Annotated in this window: 14 protein-coding genes and 1 tRNA gene; 8 read left to right on the forward strand and 7 right to left on the reverse strand. The window is 61.8% G+C overall.

Features of this window, described 5'->3' with window-relative positions; genetic code table 11:
• Positions 1 to 2 precede the first annotated feature (2 nt).
• Positions 3 to 1415, forward strand: a complete 1413-nt coding sequence (cls, locus tag MPJ51_RS01190) for a cardiolipin synthase (protein WP_298381156.1) — start codon at positions 3 to 5, stop codon at positions 1413 to 1415.
• Here the strand turns inward: cls and MPJ51_RS01195 are convergent.
• Complete coding sequence (locus tag MPJ51_RS01195; RefSeq protein ID WP_298381157.1) at positions 1412 to 1846, reverse strand: ion channel; 435 nt, start codon at positions 1844 to 1846, stop codon at positions 1412 to 1414. The genes cls and MPJ51_RS01195 overlap by 4 nt on opposite strands.
• Before the next feature lie 163 nt (positions 1847 to 2009).
• On the opposite strand from MPJ51_RS01195, the gene MPJ51_RS01200 reads away from it, so the two are divergent.
• From MPJ51_RS01200 to MPJ51_RS01210, 3 genes are read left to right on the forward strand one after another with little or no spacing between them, the layout of a single operon-like run.
• Positions 2010 to 2657: an ABC transporter ATP-binding protein gene (locus MPJ51_RS01200; RefSeq protein ID WP_298381158.1), complete on the forward strand. Its 648-nt coding sequence runs from the start codon at positions 2010 to 2012 to the stop codon at positions 2655 to 2657.
• Positions 2654 to 5065, forward strand: coding sequence for an ABC transporter permease (locus tag MPJ51_RS01205; protein ID WP_298381159.1), 2412 nt, complete (start codon positions 2654 to 2656; stop codon positions 5063 to 5065). The genes MPJ51_RS01200 and MPJ51_RS01205 overlap by 4 nt, the downstream gene beginning before the upstream one ends.
• On the forward strand, positions 5055 to 6089 hold the full coding sequence (locus tag MPJ51_RS01210; RefSeq protein WP_298381160.1) for a lipocalin-like domain-containing protein: 1035 nt from the start codon (positions 5055 to 5057) through the stop codon (positions 6087 to 6089). Before MPJ51_RS01205 ends, MPJ51_RS01210 begins: the two co-directional genes overlap by 11 nt.
• A gap of 24 nt (positions 6090 to 6113) precedes the next feature.
• Here MPJ51_RS01210 and MPJ51_RS01215 read toward each other — a convergent pair whose 3' ends face one another.
• From MPJ51_RS01215 to MPJ51_RS01230, 4 genes are all read right to left on the reverse strand, one after another.
• Positions 6114 to 6545: a universal stress protein gene (locus tag MPJ51_RS01215; RefSeq protein ID WP_298381161.1), complete on the reverse strand. Its 432-nt coding sequence runs from the start codon at positions 6543 to 6545 to the stop codon at positions 6114 to 6116.
• Complete coding sequence (locus MPJ51_RS01220; RefSeq protein ID WP_298381162.1) at positions 6542 to 9151, reverse strand: TRAP transporter permease; 2610 nt, start codon at positions 9149 to 9151, stop codon at positions 6542 to 6544. Before MPJ51_RS01220 ends, MPJ51_RS01215 begins: the two co-directional genes overlap by 4 nt.
• Positions 9152 to 9250: 99 nt before the next feature.
• Positions 9251 to 10219 (reverse strand): TAXI family TRAP transporter solute-binding subunit, encoded by a 969-nt coding sequence (locus tag MPJ51_RS01225; protein ID WP_298381163.1) that lies wholly within the window; start codon positions 10217 to 10219, stop codon positions 9251 to 9253.
• A gap of 581 nt (positions 10220 to 10800) precedes the next feature.
• A tRNA-Leu gene (locus MPJ51_RS01230) sits at positions 10801 to 10886 on the reverse strand.
• Between the two features lie 144 nt (positions 10887 to 11030).
• Between MPJ51_RS01230 and MPJ51_RS01235 the strand changes: the two genes are divergently transcribed.
• Positions 11031 to 11609 carry a YqaA family protein gene (locus tag MPJ51_RS01235; protein ID WP_298381164.1) on the forward strand — a complete coding sequence of 193 codons (579 nt, stop codon included), beginning with the start codon at positions 11031 to 11033 and terminating at the stop codon, positions 11607 to 11609.
• Positions 11606 to 12070, forward strand: coding sequence for a disulfide bond formation protein B (locus tag MPJ51_RS01240; RefSeq protein WP_298381165.1), 465 nt, complete (start codon positions 11606 to 11608; stop codon positions 12068 to 12070). The genes MPJ51_RS01235 and MPJ51_RS01240 overlap by 4 nt, the downstream gene beginning before the upstream one ends.
• Here MPJ51_RS01240 and MPJ51_RS01245 read toward each other — a convergent pair.
• Positions 12067 to 12651: an HNH endonuclease gene (locus tag MPJ51_RS01245; RefSeq protein WP_298381166.1), complete on the reverse strand. Its 585-nt coding sequence runs from the start codon at positions 12649 to 12651 to the stop codon at positions 12067 to 12069. The two genes, MPJ51_RS01240 and MPJ51_RS01245, sit on opposite strands and share 4 nt — an antisense overlap.
• A 213-nt stretch (positions 12652 to 12864) precedes the next feature.
• Between MPJ51_RS01245 and MPJ51_RS01250 the strand changes: the two genes are divergently transcribed.
• The gene (locus MPJ51_RS01250) at positions 12865 to 13470 is read left to right on the forward strand and encodes a pseudouridine synthase (RefSeq protein WP_298381167.1); all 606 of its coding nucleotides are present in this window, start codon (positions 12865 to 12867) and stop codon (positions 13468 to 13470) included.
• Between the two features lie 31 nt (positions 13471 to 13501).
• Entirely contained in the window at positions 13502 to 13927 is a 426-nt protein-coding gene (locus MPJ51_RS01255) for a VOC family protein (protein WP_298381168.1), read from the forward strand.
• Positions 13928 to 13965: 38 nt separating this feature from the next.
• Here MPJ51_RS01255 and MPJ51_RS01260 read toward each other — a convergent pair whose 3' ends face one another.
• Positions 13966 to 14397, reverse strand: coding sequence for a Rap1a/Tai family immunity protein (locus MPJ51_RS01260; protein WP_298381169.1), 432 nt, complete (start codon positions 14395 to 14397; stop codon positions 13966 to 13968).
• Positions 14398 to 14539: the final 142 nt, after the last annotated feature.

Here is a 14539-nt window from a genome sequence, read left to right on the forward strand (position 1 = left end):
CGATGTGGACCCTGCTTGTTTCGCTTGCTGTCTTTGCGATCTATTGCGTCGCGGCGGTTCTGGCCCTGCGCGCGGCGCAAACCGCGCGCACGCCGCAGGGCGCGGTGGGCTGGGTGGTCTTCCTGCTGACCGCGCCGTTTTTTGGCGTGCCGCTCTATCTGTTTCTGGGCCACCACCGGTTTCGCGGCTACCGCATCGCCCGGCGTGAGAGTGAGCGGGTGGTCGAAGGCATCAAATCCTTCGCCGATTTCTCGCAACCCGACCCGGAAACGATGCGCATCAACCCCCGCCCGTTCGAGGCGCTGGCCCATCTGCCCGTCTCACGCGGCAACGGTGCCCGGCTGCTGATCGACGGCGAGGCCACGTTTAAAGCAATATTCGAGGCCATTGATGCCGCGCAGAACTATATCCTGATCCAGTTCTATATCGTCCGCGACGATGCGCTGGGCCGGGATTTGCGCGACCGGCTGCTGGCGGCGGTCGAACGCGGCGTGCATGTGCGATTCATGACCGACGCAGTGGGCAGCTATGGCCTGCCGACCGCCTATCTGGAAAGCCTGCGCGCAGGCGGGGTGGATGTGGCCGACCCACGCCAGCAGCGAGGGCCGAATTTCCGCTTTCAGCTCAACTATCGCAATCACCGCAAAACGGTGATCATCGATGGCGATACCGGGTTTATCGGCGGCCACAATGTGGGGGTCGAGTATCTGGGCCAAAACCCCCGCTTTGGCCGTTGGCGCGACACGCATGTGCAGATGACTGGCCATATCGTCCGGCAATTGCAGTTGATCTTCATTGAAGACTGGCACTGGGCCCGCAGCGAGGATCTGATCGACCAGCTGGATTGGGCCGGCAGCGAATCCGATCAGGACATGAACGCGCTGCTGGTGGCCACCGGCCCCGGCGACGATACCGAAACCGGCGCGATGATGTTCTTTTCCGCTATCGCCGAGGCAAAGGAGCGTCTGTGGATCGCTTCACCCTATTTCGTGCCGGATATCGACATCATGGCCGCCCTGCAACACGCCGCCCTGCGCGGCGTCGATGTGCGCATTCTGGTGCCCGAGGTGATCGACCACCGCCTGCCCTGGCTAGCCGCCTTTGCCTATTTCGACGAAATCCGCGACTGTGGCGCGCGCGTCTTCCGCTATACCGACGGGTTCATGCATCAGAAGGTCATTCTGGTCGATGACACGCTGGCCGCCGTGGGCACCACCAATCTGGACAACCGCTCTTTCCGGCTGAATTTTGAGGCGATGGCTCTGTTCTTCGATCCCCGTGCGGCGCAGGCCGTGCAGGACATGCTGCAAACCGATTTCGAGGCCAGTTACGAGCTGACGCGCAGCCTGCAACAGCAATCCGCCTATATCCGCTATGGCGCGCCCATTGCGCGGCTGTTTGCGCCGATCCTTTAGGTCAGAAACCGCTCCTGAAACACGCGGGTCATCAGGGCCACCATGAATGCGGTCGACAGACCAAAAGCCAGCAATCCGGTGACCGAGGCGAAAGCGCCGAATATCCGCAACCCCTCGCCCAGAACGATATCGCCGTAGCCCAGCGTCGTGAATGTCACCAGCGAGAAATAGATCGCCGTGTTCCAGTCCGGCAGCACATCGCCCAGCACCCAAACGATGGCCCAGATCCAGACCTGCACCGTATGCGTCAGGACGATGAACAGCAGCGCTATGGTGATCGGCCCGGCAGTGGTCATCGTCACGCTGCGATTTTCCCATTTCGCCATGAACCGGCGCACCACCATCACACACCATGTCAGCAATATGATCTCGATCAGAAAGCAGATGCCCAGATACAGGCTGCCCCATAAAATCTGCTGCAGCAAAGTCATTTACCGGACCCTTTGTCATCTGCTTCTGGCGTCTCTGGCAAGAATGGGGGTTTGCGCCGGAATGAACAACCCCACCTGCGGCGAATGGCTCCCTGCGGGTGGTCTGCACTGGACACCACAGGCGGGGGCTGCACATTGTGACAGGCACGACGCGAGGGTTTACATGCTTCTGACCATTGATCATGTCCGGAAATCCTATCCCGGCGGGCGACCTGTTCTGAGCGATGTCTCGCTGACACTGGATCAGGGTGAGACGCTGGCCCTGACCGGGGAAAGCGGCAGCGGCAAAAGCACCCTGCTGCATCTGGCCGCCGCCTTGGACGGGTTCGATGGCGGAGAGATCACCTTGCGTGGCACCGCGCTGTCCACGCTCGACGACACGGGCCGGGCGGCGTTGCGGCGCGAAACCCTGTCGCTGGTGTTTCAGCAGTTCAACCTGATCCCCTCGCTGACCGTGGCGCAGAACCTGTCGATCCACGCCCGCCTTGCGGGGCGCGACGATCCCGAATGGGTCGCCCATCTGGCCGAGCGTCTTGGTCTGGCCGATCTAATGGATCGCTTCCCCGAGCAGCTCTCGGGCGGGCAGCAGCAGCGCGTCGCGATCGGACGCGCGATGGCGACACGGCCCGCGCTGTTGCTGGCGGATGAGCCGACGGGAAATCTGGACGAAACCGCCAGCGCCGTGGTGCTGGATCTGATGCTGTCTCTGGTCGCGGATACCGGCGCTGCGCTGCTGCTGGTGACCCATTCGCAGGACATCGCCGCGCGGCTGGACCGGCGGGCGCATCTGTCGGGCGGTCGGATCGCATGACCGGCCCCTGCCTGCAGGTCCTGCTGTCGCACTGGCGCACCCATCGGCTGCAACTGCTGACCCTGCTGACCGGCATCGCGCTGGCTACCGGGCTGTGGTCGGCGGTGCAGGCCATCAATGCCGAGGCGCGCGCCAGCTATGCCCGCGCCAGCGCACAACTGGCGCAAGGCCAGTTTGATGAGTTGCACGACCCCTCCGGCCCGATCCCCCTGTCGCGCTATGTCGATCTGCGCCGTGCAGGCTGGCAGGTGGCCGCGGTTCTGCAGGGCGACCTGCGGGTCAACGGGCGCATTCTGCGCCTGTTGGGCGTGGATATGGTCAGCTATCCCGCCCTGCCCGCCGTGACGCAGGCCGAGGAAAGTGAGACGCCCCCCGACCCTGCCGACGTATTGACCGCGCCGGGGCGATTGCTGATGCATCCCGATATGGAGCCTCTGTTCCGTGGGTCAGAAGAATATCCGCCGATCATCCTCAGCACCGCGCTGCCACCCGATCTGGTCCTGACCGATATCGGCGTGGCCGAGCGGTTGCTGAACCAGCCCGGCCTGATCTCACGTCTGGTGATCCTGCCCGAACAGCCTTCCGTCAGACCGCCGCTGTCACAGATCGCGCCCGAGCTGGTGCGCACAGAACCTTCGGCCCGAACCGATGCGGCGCGGCTGACCGACAGTTTTCATCTGAACCTTTCGGCCTTTGGTCTGCTGTCCTTTGCCGTGGGGTTGTTCATCGTCAACGGCACCGTTGGGCTGGCCTTTGCCCAGCGGCGCGGGATGATCCGCACCCTGCGCGCGCTGGGGGTGCCGATGCGCACCCTCGTCCAGCTGATCCTGTCCGAACTGGTGCTGCTGGCCCTGATCGGCGGCGTTCTGGGCCTGATACTGGGCTATTTCCTGGCCGGAGCCCTTCTCCCCGATGTCGCCGCCACCCTGCGCGGGCTTTATGATGCCCCGGTCGAGGGGCAACTGACCCTGCGCCCGGAATGGGCACTGGCCGGGCTAGCGATGGCGGTCGGAGGTACTCTGGTCGCCAGTGGCCACGCGCTGTGGAAACTGTCCCGCATGCCTCTGCTGGCCGGGCCGGGATTGCAGGCTTGGGGCGGGGCCGCATCGCAACGCGTGGCGGGTGCGGCAGGTCTGGGTCTGCTGGGTCTGGGACTGGTCTTGCATGTCAGCGCCGATGGGCTGATCGCCGGGTTTGCCATGCTGGCCTGCCTGCTGACCGGCGCTGCTCTGGTGTTGCCGATCTTTCTGTCCACCCTGCTGAGCGCAACGGCGCGACGGGCGCGTGGACCGCTGGCGCAATGGGTCTGGGCCGATATGCGCGCGCAATTGCCCGGCTTGTCACTGGCATTGATGGCCCTGCTGCTGGCGCTGGCGGCAAATGTCGGCGTCGGCACCATGGTGTCGAGTTTTCGGCTGACCTTCACCGGCTGGCTCGATCAGCGGCTGGCCTCGGAACTCTATGTCACCGCGCGGGATGACGAACAGGGCTCGCAGATCGCCGCGTGGCTTGCCCCACAGGTCGACGCCGTGCTGCCGATCCGCAGTACCGAGATGACCCATGAGACGGGGCCGTTGTTCCTTTATGGTGTGGTCGATGACGAGACCTATCGCCAGAAATGGCCCCTGATCGCCCGCAGCCCCGGCGCGTGGGACATGGTGATGAGCGGCGACGCGATCCTGATCAACGAACAACTCGCCCGCCGCGCCGATCTGTGGCCCGGAGACAGCCTGACCCTGACCCCGGACCAGACCCTGACCATCGCGGGCGTCTATTCCGACTATGGCAACCCGACCGGGCAGGCCATCGTCGCCATGCCGCTGTTCCAGACCATCGCCCCCAACAGTTCCGCCCGGCGATTTGGTATCCGGGTGGCGCCCGAGCGCGCCGCCGATCTGGCGCAGGCCATGCGCGATCAGTTCGACCTGCCGCCCCGGGCCGTCACCCCGCAAGGCGCGATGAAGGCGCAGTCACTGGCGATATTCGACAAGACCTTTGTAGTCACCTCGGCGCTGAACGTGCTGACACTTGGGGTGGCGGGGTTCGCGATCCTGACCAGCCTGCTGACGCTCTGGACCCAGCGCCTGCCGCAGGTTGCACCGGTCTGGGCGCTGGGCCTGACAAGGGCGGAACTGGCGCGGCTGGAACTGTTGCGCAGTGTCCTGCTGGCCGCGCTGACCGCTTGTCTGGCCTTGCCGCTGGGGCTGGTGCTGGCCTGGGTGTTGCTGGCGGTGATCAACGTGCAGGCCTTTGGCTGGCGGTTGCCCATGTTCCTGTTCCCCGCCGACTGGCTGCGCCTGTTCGCGCTGACCCTGCTGGCCGCCGCCCTTGCTGCCGCCCTGCCCGCCTGGCGGCTGCTGCGCATAAGACCGGCGGATTTGCTGAGGGTATTTGCCAATGAACGTTAGGCTATTCGTGCTCCTTCTCTGGCTGCCCTGCGCCGCATGGGCGCAAGGCTACGCCGGGCTGGGTGGCAGTGCCGAGGGCTTTGAGGTGCCACACCCCGGTCACCAATTCGATTTCCCCCGCGATCACGGGCCGCATCCGTCCTACCGGATCGAATGGTGGTACCTGACCGCCAATCTTAAAGGCGAAGACGGGCGCGACTACGGCATCCAATGGACCCTGTTCCGATCCGCCCTGAAACCTGCCGAGGCCGAAGGTTGGCAAAGCCCGCAGCTGTGGATGGGTCACGCCGCTGTCACCACGCCCGACGCGCATTACTTTGCCGAGCGCCTGTCACGCGGCGGCATCGGACAGGCCGGGGTCACAGCACAGCCCTTCGCGGCCTGGATCGACGAATGGCACATGCGCGGCGCGGATATGGACAGCCTGCACCTGACCGCAAACGGGGCGGAGTTTGGCTATGACCTGTCCCTGCAAGCCAACGGTCCCTTGGTGTTTCACGGGCAGGATGGTTATTCGGTGAAATCCGCCGACGGACAGGCCAGCCACTATTATTCGCAACCATTTTATCAGGTGCGGGGCACCCTGCGCCTGCCGGATGGAGATATCGCCGTCACCGGGCAAGGCTGGCTGGACCGCGAATGGTCCTCGCAACCACTGGCCGCAGATCAGAGCGGGTGGGACTGGTTTTCGCTCAGCTTCGATGATGGAGACAAGTTGATGGCCTTCCGCCTGCGCGGCGCGCGGGGGGATTTCACCGCCGCCACGTGGATCGGCGCGGATGGGCAGACCACCGCCCTGCCCGATGGCGTGGTGCAGGTCACGGCGCTGCAAACCGCCCGGGTCGCGGATCGCGACGTGCCGGTGACATGGCGCGTGGCGCTGCCGGATCGGGATCTGGATGTCGAGGTCTCGGCCCTGACGCCCAAGGCATGGATGGGCACGCGGTTCGAGTATTGGGAAGGCCCGGTGCGCGTCACCGGCAGCCATCCCGGCAAGGGCTATCTGGAAATGACCGGGTATTGAGGGGGCGCAACGGCCCCCTCAGACCTACCGGACCACGTAGACCGAGACCGTCGAATGCCGCACCACCCGTGCTGCATTCGGACCCAGCAGATAATCCTTGAGGTCGGGCCGATGCGCGCCGATCACGATCAGATCGCTGCCAGCCGACTGCGCCGTATGCAGAATCTCCTGATAGGCGGTGCCGGTGGCCACAACATGGCGGACTTTGGCATTTCGGTCCGTCCCCAGAACAGAATCCCCCAGCGATTCAAGCGCTTTGTGGGCGGTTTCGACGGCCTGCGCGTGATGCTCGGGCTCGAAGAAATTGCTGACGAAGGATTCGCCGTAATCGGGCAACACCGTGACCACATCCAGTTGCGCACCATCCAGATCGGCCAGGCGCGCGGCTTGCCGCAGCACCTCGGCATCGGTTTCGGGTTTGCCGGCGTCAACAGCACACAGAACAGACTTTATCATGCGGGCACCTCTTGTCTGGCGGCACGGCCGCGTTGCAGGAAGGCGATCAGACCCAACAGGATCAGCGCCGGGATAAAGATCAACTGCTGCGGCGGTTGGCTGGACGGCAGGCTGACCGAGGTCAGACGCACAGCCTCATCCCCGTAATAGTCGAAGATATCCAGCTCATCCGCGACCGGCGTGCCGAACAGTGGCTCCTCCAGCTTGATCAGCCCATCCTCGGGGATCAGCAGCAGGCCCATCGCCTCGACCTTTGCGGCGCCGCCGTCTTCATCACCGACCGTGACCACGACGGTGGTATCGACCATCTCCAGCGTGTCGAAATCGGGTCCGGCCACGATCAATCGCACCTCGGTCCCCGGTGGGGTCTGGCCAATGGTTTCCTCAAAGGCCGCCGGATCAACCGAACTGTAGGGCGGCACAAGCCGGTCCATGAAGAAGTCGGGCCGGAACAGGGCAAAGGCCACGAAGATCAGCGCGACGCTTTCGTAGATACGGCTGTGGGTGACGAAGTAACCCATCGTTCCGGCGGTGAAGACCAGAATGGCAATCGTGGCCGAGATCGCGACGATAATCCCTTCGACCCATGTCACATCAATCAGCAGCAGATCGGTGTTGAAGATGAACACGAAGGGCAGCGCCACGGTACGCAAGCTATAGAAGAACGCCGTGAACCCGGTTCGGATCGCATCCCCGCCCGACACGGCGGCAGCGGCGAAACTCGCCAAACCCACCGGAGGGGTCACGTCAGCCATGATGCCAAAGTAGAAGACGAACAGATGCACCGCGATCAACGGCACGATCAACCCGCTTTGCGCGCCCAGTTCCACGACCACACCAGCCATCAGAGAGCTGACAACGATATAGTTCGCCGTGGTCGGCAGGCCCATGCCAAGGATCAGGCTGAGAATACCCACCATCACCAGCATCAGGATCAGATTGCCGCCCGACAGGAACTCGACCAGATCGGCCATCACCTGCCCCACTCCGGTCAACGTCACGGTGCCCACGATCACACCCGCCGTGGCCGTGGCTAAGGCGATCCCGATCATGTTGCGCGCGCCGTCGATCAGGCCCTGCCACAGGTCGGCAACGCCGTCGATGAAGCTGTTGTAAACGTGGCTCTCACCCCGGAACATCGCCTTCAGTGGCTTCTGCGTCAGCAGGATCACGAACAGCAACGCGGTGGCCCAGAAGGCCGACAGGCCGGGCGATTTCTGTTCGATCATCAGGAAGTAGACCAGAACGATGATCGGCAGCAGATAGTGCAGACCGGCCTTGTAGATATCGGCGATGACCGGCAGCGACACCTCTTTGGCGTTGGGATCATCGGGTTCCAGATCCGGCACCTGAGCGGCCAGATACAGCAGGCCCACATAGATCGCGCAGATGATCAGGCTGAGGATCATACCGGCAGAGGATGGCGCCCAGCTGGTCACCGCCTCGACCGGGAATTGCGAGCCATAGCAGAGCCCCGCAAAGACGAGGAAGAAGGACAGCATCCCCACAACCGTCCGCGCCAGATGCACGTCGCGGTCACCCAGCGTGGGCATGTTCCGCTTCACCGCCTCAAGATGCACGATATAGACCAGCGCGATGTAGGAAATCGCGGCGGGCAGGAAGGCGTGGGTGATGACCTCGACATAAGAAATGCCGACATATTCCACCATCAGGAAGGCCGCAGCCCCCATCACCGGCGGCATGATCTGGCCGTTCACGGAACTGGCAACCTCAACCGAGCCCGCCTGTTCACTGCTGAACCCGACGCGTTTCATCAGCGGGATGGTGAACGTGCCAGTGGTCACAACGTTGGCGATGGACGAGCCCGAGATCAGGCCAGTCGCAGCCGAACCGACAACGGCGGCCTTGGCGGGGCCACCGCGCAGGTGACCCAGCGCGCCGAACGCCATCTTGATGAAGTAGTTCCCTGCCCCGGCCTTATCCAGCAAGGCCCCGAACAGCACGAACAGGAACACGAATTTCGTGGAAACACCCAGGGCGATGCCAAACACACCCTCGGACGTGATCCACATGTGGCTCATGGCCTTCTTCAGGCTCGCGCCTTTCCAGCGGATTACCTCAGGCACCCATTCGGATGAGCCGAAGAACACATAAGCCAAGAATATCGTCGCGATGATCGCCATCGCCGGCCCAAGCGCGCGACGTGCGGCCTCGAATAGCAGCAGCAGACCGACCAGAGCCACCCATTTGTCAGTGTCATCGGCCAGACCGCCCGCATCAACGATCTTGGTGTAGAAGAAATAGCCGTAAAGGGCGACAAAGGCCCCCAGCAGCCCCATGATCCAGTCCTGAACCGGGATATAATCCCGCGGGCTGGTCTTCAGCGCCGGATAGGCTGCAAAGGCCAGAAACAGCGCAAAGGCCAGATGAAACTGCCGTGCGTTGTTCACCACGCTGCCGGGCAGTACGTAATTGGCCAGCGGCGAGGCCAGAACCACCTGAAAAATCGACCAGATCGCCGCGACGATGGCCAGAAAAATACCAACATTACCGACCGGATTGCGCCCACCCGCATCGGATGAGGCAACAAGCTCTTGCAGCTCTTCTTCGGATAACGGTCGGTTGGATTGTGTCTCGGAACTCATGCAAATCTCTCCCCGTCGCGGCCTTTTCCGGCCTGCTGAACCACCCGTTTTCCGGGCTTGATGCAAGGCGCCCCGGGGGCGCCCTGCTTTAGGTCTGGCTTACTGAATCCAGCCTTTTTCTTTGTAGTATTTCTCGGCGCCCGGATGCAGCGGGGCCGACAGGCCGTCCGCAATCATCTCTTCAGGCTTGAGGTTGGCGAATGCCGGGTGCAGCTTTTTGAAGTCGTCGAAGTTCTCAAAAACCGAGCTGACAACCGCATAAACCGCGTCCTCCGACACATCAGCCGAGGTCACGAAGGTCGCGCCCACACCAAATGTCGCCGTGTCACCGTCCGACCCGCGATACATGCCGCCGGGGATGGTCGCGGTACGGTAGAACGAGTTGTCGCCCACCAGCTTGTCGACCGCATCACCGCTGACATTCACCAGAACCGAGTCACATGCGGTGGTCGCTTCCTGAATCGAGCCCGAGGGGTGACCCACGGTATAGACCATCGCGTCGATCTGGTTGTCGCACAGAGCCGCCGACTGCTCAGCCGCTTTCAACTCGGTCGCCAGTTCGAAATCGTCAGTGGTCCAACCCATTTCGCCCAGCAGAACCTCCATGGTGCCGCGCTGACCGGACCCGGGGTTACCGATATTGACGCGCTTGCCTTTCAGGTCCTCGAAATTGGCAATGCCGGAATCGGCACGGGCCACAACGGTGAAGGGTTCCGGGTGGACCGAGAACACCGCACGCAGGTTCTCAAACGGCCCGGCGTCTTCGAATTTCGAGCTGCCGTTATAGGCATGGTACTGCCAGTCGGACTGCGCCACACCAAACTCCAGCTCGCCTTCGCGAATGGTGTTGATGTTGTAGACCGAACCACCGGTCGATTCGACCGAGCAGCGCACGCCATGTTCCTTGCGCCCCTTGTTCACCAGACGGCAGATCGCTCCGCCGGTCGGATAGTAAACGCCGGTCACGCCGCCGGTGCCGATGGTGATGAACTCTTCGGCATAAGCTGCCGGAGCCATCATGGCAGCGGTCACAAACGCGCCGAGGCTAAGCTTGCTGCTGTTTTTCATTAAATTACTCCCGTTTTTTGTTTTGTGGGTGGAAAACGACAATTCCCCCGGCCCTGAAGGCCGTGCCGAAAACCAGACCGGCCCGTCCTGCGACAGGTGGCGATCTGCGAATTTTCCATAATCTCCCAACGGCCTTGAGGTTTCATTCAGATACATCGAATGTCAAGACCAGCGCCGCGCCGGATTACCCAAAGCCTCAGATTTGACGCGGGATGCAAAACTTTCCCCGCTGACGCGCCATGCATGCCCAAATTTTGTTCAAACGTTTGGTAGTGGCGTAAAGGATTGAAATTTCAACATCATCCACGCGCGATTCGGCGACGCCTGCGCGATTTCAGCCATTGATTCACCGGCCGTTCGTAGAACAGATAGATGGCCACCAACGCGGGCGCAATTGCCCGCAGGTATTGAAACCTCATGAAATACGACAATGGGCCGCGAGGGTAACAATCCTCAGAAACAAACACTGCAACTTTGCCATAAGGCGCAGAACCGACCAAGTTCAGCCATGGAAAAGGCTGCACTCCGTCCAGTCGCAGCAAACAGATCGGTCTTCACACAATGCAACGGTGTCAGGATTGTGGTGCCCAAGGAGAGACTCGAACTCTCACGCCCGTGAAGGCGGGGGATTTTGAATCCCCTGCGTCTACCATTCCGCCACTTGGGCCACGCCTTTGGATTAGCGCCCTGTTCCCCGAAGGTCCAGAGGCAAAAAACATCCCAGCCTGCGAATGTTTTGACAACCATGCTTGACGGTGGATCGGGCGCGTGGTTTGGCTGATCCGGCCCAAGAACTGGAAATGAACGCCTCATGCTGCAATCCCTTTACAACTGGACCATCCGTCTGGCGGATCACCCGCGTGCCCTGTGGGCGCTGGCCGTGGTCGCCTTTGTGGAAAGCTCGTTCTTTCCGATCCCGCCGGATGTGCTGATGATCCCGATGATTCTGGCCCGCCCCTCGCGCGCGTGGCTGATTGCCTCGGTGGCGCTGGTGGCCTCGGTGCTGGGCGGGTTGCTTGGCTATGCGATCGGAGCCTTCTTTTACGACAGCATCGGCCAGCCAGTGCTGGAGGCGATGGGCAAGGCCCATGCGATGGAGGAATTCAACACCCGCTTCAACGATTTCGGCTTCTGGGCCGTGCTGGGCGCCGGTGTGACCCCCTTCCCCTATAAGGTCATCACCATCATGTCCGGTTGGACGGGGATGCCGTTGGGCACGTTCATCGCGACCTCGATCCTGGCCCGCGCTTTGCGGTTCTTCCTGGTGGCCGGGCTGCTTTGGAAATTCGGCGAACCGATCCGCGACTTTATCGAAAAGCGGTTGGGGCTGATGTTCACCCTGTTCATCATCCTGCTGTTTGGCGGGTTTTTCGCAGTGCGATACCTATGACACGGCGCACCTCCCTGATCATTCTCGCGGCTGGTGGGTCAGCCGCGATGTTGCTGGCGGCTTGGGGATTTCAGTATCTGGGCGGCATGGCGCCGTGCAAGATGTGCATCTGGCAACGCTACCCCCACGGCGCGGCGGCGGTGATCGGCGTCCTCGCGCTGGCCCTGCCCAGCCTGCAGGTTTTGCCACTGATCGGAGCGCTCGCCGCGCTGATCACCGCCGGGATTGGTGTGTTTCATGCGGGGGTCGAGCGGAAATGGTGGGAAGGCCCCTCCAGCTGCACCTCGGGCGATATCAGCGGATTGTCGGCAGAGGAACTGCTGAACCAGATCATGACCGCCCCGCTGGTGCGCTGTGACGAGATTCCGTGGGAGATGTTTGGCCTCTCCATGGCCGGGTGGAACGCGGTGATTTCCGCCGGTCTGGCGCTGATCTGGATCGCAGCCTGGCGTACACGTTAGGCGTCGAGCTCAGCATCCCAATAGAGAAAGTCGATCCAGCTTTCATGCAGGTGGTTGGGCGGGAATTTCCGCCCGATATTGCGCAGCGCCTCGGCATCAGGTTGACGCGGCGGTTTGCGCAGGTTCATCCCGGCCTGCCGCAGCGATTTCGACCCTTTGCGCAGGTTGCAGGGGCTGCAGGCCGCCACCACGTTCTGCCAGCTTGTCACCCCGCCCGCCGCGCGCGGCACCACGTGGTCAAAGGTCAGATCCCCCCGGCTGCCGCAATACTGGCAGCGGAATTCGTCCCGCAGAAATAAATTAAAGCGCGTGAAGGCCACGCGCTTTCTGGGTTTGACATAATCTTTCAGGACAACGACCGAGGGTATTCGGATTTCCGTACTCGGGCTTCGGACCACCTCGTCATATTCGGCGACGATATCGACCCGGTCCAGCCAGGCGGCCTTGATCGCCTCTTGCCAGGGCCAAAGGGACAGCGGGTAATAGGACAAGGGGCGGTAATCGGCGTTCAGAACCAATGCCGGATGATGCCTTAGCGCACCGGGGTCCCTGACAAATTCGGTCCTGAAGTCTCCGTCCATAACAGAATCGCTCCTCGCTCTGCACTGCCCGTTTTTGACATCAGAGCGGGGAACACCCGCCCCGGCCTTACCTTGACTATATATCGTGTTAAAACTCTGACAAGCCCTGAGTTTCCACAACATCTCGGGTATTGCATAGGTCGTGCGGGTAACAGGGATGTGACAGTTATCCACAGGTTGCGCCTTTAGGGCCTGCGGGCTATGGCGGGGTCCATGTCCTGGTTCATCCGTTTCAACAAACCCTTCGACGTGCTGCCGCAATTCACCGACCGCGCCAATGCGGACAGCCCGCGCCGCACCCTGTCGGATTTCATCGACCTGCCGCGTGTTTATCCGGCCGGGCGGCTGGATCGCGACAGCGAAGGGCTGATGCTACTGACCGACAATGGCAAGCTGCAGGCGCAAATCTCTGATCCCAAGCACAAGATGGCCAAGACCTATTGGGTGCAGATCGAAGGGATACCCGACGCCGCCGCACTGCAGGCCCTGCGCGATGGAGTTGAGTTAAAGGACGGCCTGACCCGTCCCGCCAAGGCCCGACTGATGGAGGCGCCAGAGGCGCTCTGGCCGCGCACGCCCCCCATTCGTGAACGCAAATCGGTGCCTGACAGCTGGGTGGAACTGACCCTGCGCGAGGGCCGCAACCGGCAGGTGCGGCGGATGACAGCGGCAGTGGGCCATCCCACTCTACGCCTGATCCGCGTCCGCATCGGCGACTGGACTCTTGACGGGTTGGAACCCGGCAAATGGGACAGCCTGCCCATGCCCACTCTGAAAGTCGAGCAAACGCGCAAACGCGACCGCCGCCCCCGCCGGTGACAGGGGCCGCAATCGCGGTTAAACTCGGGTCATGAAGATTACCAAGGGCATCCCCGCCCCGTCCGCCATTCTCGAAGCCGCATTATACGTAAATGATTTGGATGCAGCCGAGCGATTCTATGGCGAAGTTCTGGGGCTAGAGCGCATTCAGCGCGTCGCCGACCGGCATGTGTTCTACCGGGTCGGCGGGTCGGTTCTGCTGCTGTTCAACCCGGACCAAACTGAACAGCCACCCACAAACCCCGATCTGCCGGTGCCGCCCCATGGCGCACGTGGCCCCGGGCATGTCTGTCTGGTGCTGACCCGGGATGAGATCGCGGTGATGCGCAAACATCTGCTGAACTGGAACATCCCCGTCGATGCCGAGTTCGACTGGCCGGGTGGTGCAAGGTCGCTCTATATCCGCGACCCGGCGGGCAATTCCGTCGAATTTGCCGAGGGGCATTTGTGGGCCTAACGCAAGCCAAAGCGGCTGAAAATTGAGATTTTAACCAGTCAGCCACACGGAAAAGCTATTGTTATAGCTTCTACGACCAAGCCTCTCGCTGGAAGGTTCAATTGTTTTGGATTGTGCTGAAGGAATTCGGAGACAACATCTTTGAATTCTCCGTGGCTAATGTGACTTGGCACACATCTTGTCGAAGTCATAGATTTGGCGAGTTCGGTCCGTTCTTGGTGGGATAAATCTGGAGCTAACGCCGCCAATGTCGCATATGCACCGACTTGTTCACCGTCGATTACACCGGTGATGTATCCTAAGCATATTCCCTGACGGGCAAGGTCATCGCCTCGGCACGCTTCGTGCAACATACTCCCTAAGAAATACTCGGCAGATGATTGGGCTTTCGCTACATCAGCCACCCCAGCAATAAAACATGCCGCCAACAACCAGCCCCAAGCCAATACATGCGACTTGTGTAATGTCAAAATTCCCACCTTTGGCTACTCTGTTCCCTTCTTCTACCAATAATGGTGCAACGGCAGGCTTCGCCCACATCCTCTCGCATCATGGGGCGGACGGTGATCATGGTCAGAGGCTCAGCTTGTCGCGCATGAAGGCCAGCGCCAC

This window comes from Ruegeria sp. (assembly GCF_028066395.1).
Lineage (GTDB): Bacteria > Pseudomonadota > Alphaproteobacteria > Rhodobacterales > Rhodobacteraceae > Ruegeria.